This is a genomic window from uncultured Fretibacterium sp. (assembly GCF_938030725.1).
Classification (GTDB): Bacteria; Synergistota; Synergistia; order Synergistales; family Aminobacteriaceae; genus Fretibacterium.
Genome location: NZ_CALHIQ010000035.1, coordinates 1 through 3,903 on the forward strand (window position 1 = coordinate 1; position 3,903 = coordinate 3,903).

Here is a 3,903-nt window from a genome sequence, read left to right on the forward strand (position 1 = left end):
AAATTGCCTCCGACGTCGGCTATTCCAACAGCGGAAACTTCGGCAGCGCCTTCAAAAGACGCTATGGCGTTTCCCCGATCCGGTACCGTCGGAACGGGCGGAGCGCTCCGCCGCTTGAGGAGCCCTGATTCGCCGGATTGCCGGGCCAAAGCAAAGGGCGCGAACAAAGCTGCGGAATTGGGCCGCATCTTCCTGCCTCCCTGCGGTTGAGTTATAATTAAAAAATTGTAAACCGTCACCGCAGGACCTCGGAAGGGAGGGGCAAAGTTGCCGGATTATCTCTCTGCCTTTCAAAATACGTCCTCAGCCGCCGCCGTCATCATGTCCGTAGCGCTCATGCTGTTCTCCGGATTCATGGCGACGCGCCTGACGAAGCGCCTGAGGCTGCCCGACGTGACCGCCTACATCGTTTCCGGTATCCTGATCGGGCCCTACTGCCTGCACCTCGTCCCCCTGCGGATCATCGACGGCATGGACTTCCTGCCGGACATCGCGCTCGCCTTCATCGCGTTCAGCACGGGCGAGTTCTTCAAGGTGTCCGTGCTGAAGAAGAACGGGCTGAAGGTAGTCGTCATCACGGTCCTTGAGGCGTGCCTCACGTCGGTCTTCATCTTCGTCGTCGCCTGTTTCGTCCTCGGCCTCAACTTCGCCTTCTCGATCGTCCTGGCCGCCCTCGCCTCGGCGACCGCCCCCGCCTCGACCATGATGACGATCCGGCAGACGGGCGCAAAGGGGGACTTCGTCAACACGCTCCTGCAGGTCGTGGCGCTGGACGACGTCGTCGGATTGGTCGAATACAGCATCGCCATCTCCGTCGCCCTGGCGTCGATCTCCGGCAGGGGCGGGTTCAACCTCCGGAACGTCCTCCTTCCGATCGTCGTCAACGCGGGGGTCTTGGGTCTCGGCTGCTTCTTCGGCCTCGTGATGAAGTGGATGCTATTTCAAAGGCACTCCACCGACAACCGACTGATCATCTCCATCGCCCTCCTGTTCTCGTTCTGCGGCATCTGCACGCTGTTCGACGTTTCTCCGCTCCTGGGCTGCATGTCGATGGGCACGGTCTACATCAACCTCACCGAGGACGACAAGCTGTTCAAGCAGCTGAACTACTTCAGCCCTCCGCTCCTCCTCCTGTTCTTCGTCCGGTCGGGGCTGTCGTTCCAGTTGGACGCGCTCTTCGGCACGTCGGCCGCCGTCGGCCGCGTGCCGCTCCTCCTTGTCGGGGTCGTCTACTTCATCGTCCGCATCCTGGGGAAGTACGTCGGCGCCTTTTGGGGGTGCCTTCTCGTGCGCAAGCCGAAAAACGTCCGGGACTACCTCGGCCTGGCCCTGATCCCGCAAGCGGGCGTCGCCATCGGCCTCGCAGCCCTCGGCGCCAGGACGCTCGGCGGAGAAACGGGGAGCGCACTGCAGACCATCATTTTGGCCTCGAGCGTCCTCTACGAGTTGATCGGTCCGGGCTGCGCCAAGCTCTCGCTGTACCTGTCGGGCTCCTACCAGACGCGGATCGAGGACATCGTTCCGGAGGCGGACCTCCCGCCGGGCGAGGGGCAGAAGTCCCCTATAGACCTGTTGGTCGAGAGGATACAGAAGATACAGAAGGACCTTCCGCCCCCCAAGACGCTCCTCTCCGAGGAGGAGGAGGCCTTTCTGGAGGCGTCGGAGAAGCAGTATGCGGCGATGGAGGCGGGCCGCCGCTATGCGAACATCCATCACTCGCGCACGAGGAGGTTTTAGAACATCATGAACGCGCAAATCAACGGCCTGACCGCGTCCATCCTTGGAGAATGGACGGCGGAGCTCAACGTCCGCTCCGTCGTGCTGAGGATATTGCTGTCGGTCGTCCTGGCGGCAATCATCGGCTGCGAACGGTCCAGCAAACGGCACTCCGCCGGACTGCGCACCTTCATCCTCGTTTCCCTGGCCTCCACGACGGCCATGCTGACGGACCTGTACCTCTGCCAATCCACCTCGGAGCGATTCCCCTTCATGTCGGCGGCGGCCGTGGTCGGCGCCGCGATGATCAGCGTCAACGCCATCCTGTTCAGCTCGAGGAGCCAGATCAAGGGCCTGACCACGGCGGCGGCCCTCTGGTCCTGCGGGCTGGTCGGGATGGCGCTGGGCGCGGGGCTCTACACGGTGGCCCTGTTCTCGTTCCTGGCCCTGTTTTCCTCCTTGGCCCTGTTCCCGCCCATCGAAAAGTACATGAAGGACAAGTCGAACCACTTCGAGATTCACCTGGAGCTGAAGAGCAAGGGCAACCTGCAGTACTTCGTCACGACGGTCCGGCGCCTGGGGATTCGGATTGAGGATATAGAATCCAACCCCGCGTACCTGAACTCGGGCTTGAGCGTCTACACCGTCTCCCTGACCATCAACAGCGCCGAGCTGAAGAAGTACAAAAAGCACAGCGAGATCATCGAGGCCCTGCGGTCGCTTGAGTACATCTCCCACATCGAGGAGATCAGCTGACCGCGCCGGCCGTCTTCACGTCTTCAAATCGGAGGCAACGGATGAGGAAGGTTCGCACTGACTGCGGTGCCACCCCGCTGGCGGGGCCGCGCAAGATGGAAAGACGCGACGTCCTGCTGCTCCTGGCGGCGGCCGTCGTCTGGGGTGTCAACTTCGCGGTCGTCAAGGCCGGGCTGAGGTCGATGCCGCCCCTCTTTTTGGTCTTTTTGAGGTACCTGTTCGTCGTCCTTCCCCTGATCTTCTTCGTGAGGAAGCCCGCCGTCTCGTGGTGGACGATGGCGATCTACGCGCTGCTCAGCGGGGTAGGGCAGTTTTCCTTCCTGTTCTATTCGCTCAAGATCGGTATGCCCGCGGGGTTGGCCTCGGTGGTCATGCAGTTCCAGACCATCTTCACCCTGATCCTGTCGGCGTGGTTCATGGGGGAGAGGATCGGAGGGGGGCAGCTCGCCGGCATCGGCCTGGCCGCCATCGGATTGGGGCTGATCGCCGGCCCCTCCGGCGCGACAGCGGTCCCAAAGACAGCCTTTTTGACGAACCTCCTGTCCGCGCTCTGCTGGAGCTGTTCCAACCTCATCATCAAGAGGGCGTCCGAGGAGAGCCTTCGGAACGGAAGGCCCTTGGGCATCATGGAGATGATCGTCTGGTCCGCGATCTTCGTCCCTATCCCCATGCTCGTCCTCTCCCTCTTCGCCGAGGGGCCGGATGCCATCCTGCGGTCGCTGACACAGATCGACCCCGCAGCCGTCCTCTCCGTCTTCTACCTCGTCATCCTGTCCACGTTCTTCGCGTACTACGCATGGAACCAGATGATCGCCACGTACTCCGCCGGAAGGGTCGCCCCCTTCTCGCTCCTCGTGCCCGTCACGGGGCTGCTGGGGGGGATGCTGTTCCACAAAGAGCAACTGGACCCCCTGCAGTGGGCGGGCATTGCAGCCGTCATCGCCGGCCTGGTCTTCTTCCAGCTTGGAGAACGCCGGCCAAAAGCCCGTTAAGGAAATACCGGTTAAGCCGTTGAGGACGCTGCCTGGTTTCCCTGCCTGAAACTTCATCAGACCGCGCAAAGCGCGTTGGGTTGTGTAATAGCAAATTGAAAAAAGCCTCTTAAGGGGTGCGAAAACCGAGACACTTTCCGAGAGTAGTGTTTCAGATGTTCTACAATTTCTATCAGAGCATGGCATTCATAGAAAAATAGATTCGACCATTTTTGAAAACTGGAAGTAAACTAATCCAGAAGCATTGACATTCATCTATGTGTTCGCTACAATATTTACATAGATAATGATCAATGTGAGGTGACTGATATGAACTCTATGGATGTAGCCCTGATCTGCAAGGCTTTAGGCGACAGCAACCGATTGGAGATCATGAAAATGCTCTCTGGCGGAGAAAAATGCGGCTGCAAGCTGTTGGAACGCTTCGAGATCACACAAC

General features: G+C 60.3%; 5 protein-coding genes. All 5 read left to right on the forward strand.

Annotation, left to right across the window (positions count from 1 at the left end; all coding sequences use genetic code 11):
* Positions 1–2: 2 nt before the first annotated feature.
* Positions 3–128 carry an AraC family transcriptional regulator gene (locus Q0629_RS10150; protein WP_366122958.1) on the forward strand — a complete coding sequence of 42 codons (126 nt, stop codon included), beginning with the start codon at positions 3–5 and terminating at the stop codon, positions 126–128.
* Between the two features lie 193 nt (positions 129–321).
* Positions 322–1,737 carry a cation:proton antiporter gene (locus tag Q0629_RS02385; protein ID WP_298778462.1) on the forward strand — a complete coding sequence of 472 codons (1,416 nt, stop codon included), beginning with the start codon at positions 322–324 and terminating at the stop codon, positions 1,735–1,737.
* Positions 1,738–1,743: 6 nt separating this feature from the next.
* Entirely contained in the window at positions 1,744–2,472 is a 729-nt protein-coding gene (locus tag Q0629_RS02390; RefSeq protein WP_298778464.1) for an MgtC/SapB family protein, read from the forward strand.
* Between the two features lie 41 nt (positions 2,473–2,513).
* Positions 2,514–3,464, forward strand: a complete 951-nt coding sequence (locus tag Q0629_RS02395; RefSeq protein ID WP_298778466.1) for an EamA family transporter — start codon at positions 2,514–2,516, stop codon at positions 3,462–3,464.
* A 318-nt stretch (positions 3,465–3,782) separates the two neighbouring features.
* On the forward strand, positions 3,783–3,903 hold a 121-nt coding region (locus Q0629_RS10155), incomplete at its 3' end, for an ArsR family transcriptional regulator (RefSeq protein ID WP_366122960.1).

Bases quoted from the DNA above. Each gene is read 5' to 3' on its own strand.
- Q0629_RS02390 (WP_298778464.1), top strand. From the start codon at position 1,744: ATGAACGCGCAAATCAACGGCCTGACCGCGTCCATCCTTGGAGAATGG.
- Q0629_RS02385 (WP_298778462.1), top strand. From the start codon at position 322: ATGTCCGTAGCGCTCATGCTGTTCTCCGGATTCATGGCGACGCGCCTG.
- Q0629_RS02395 (WP_298778466.1), top strand. From the start codon at position 2,514: ATGAGGAAGGTTCGCACTGACTGCGGTGCCACCCCGCTGGCGGGGCCG.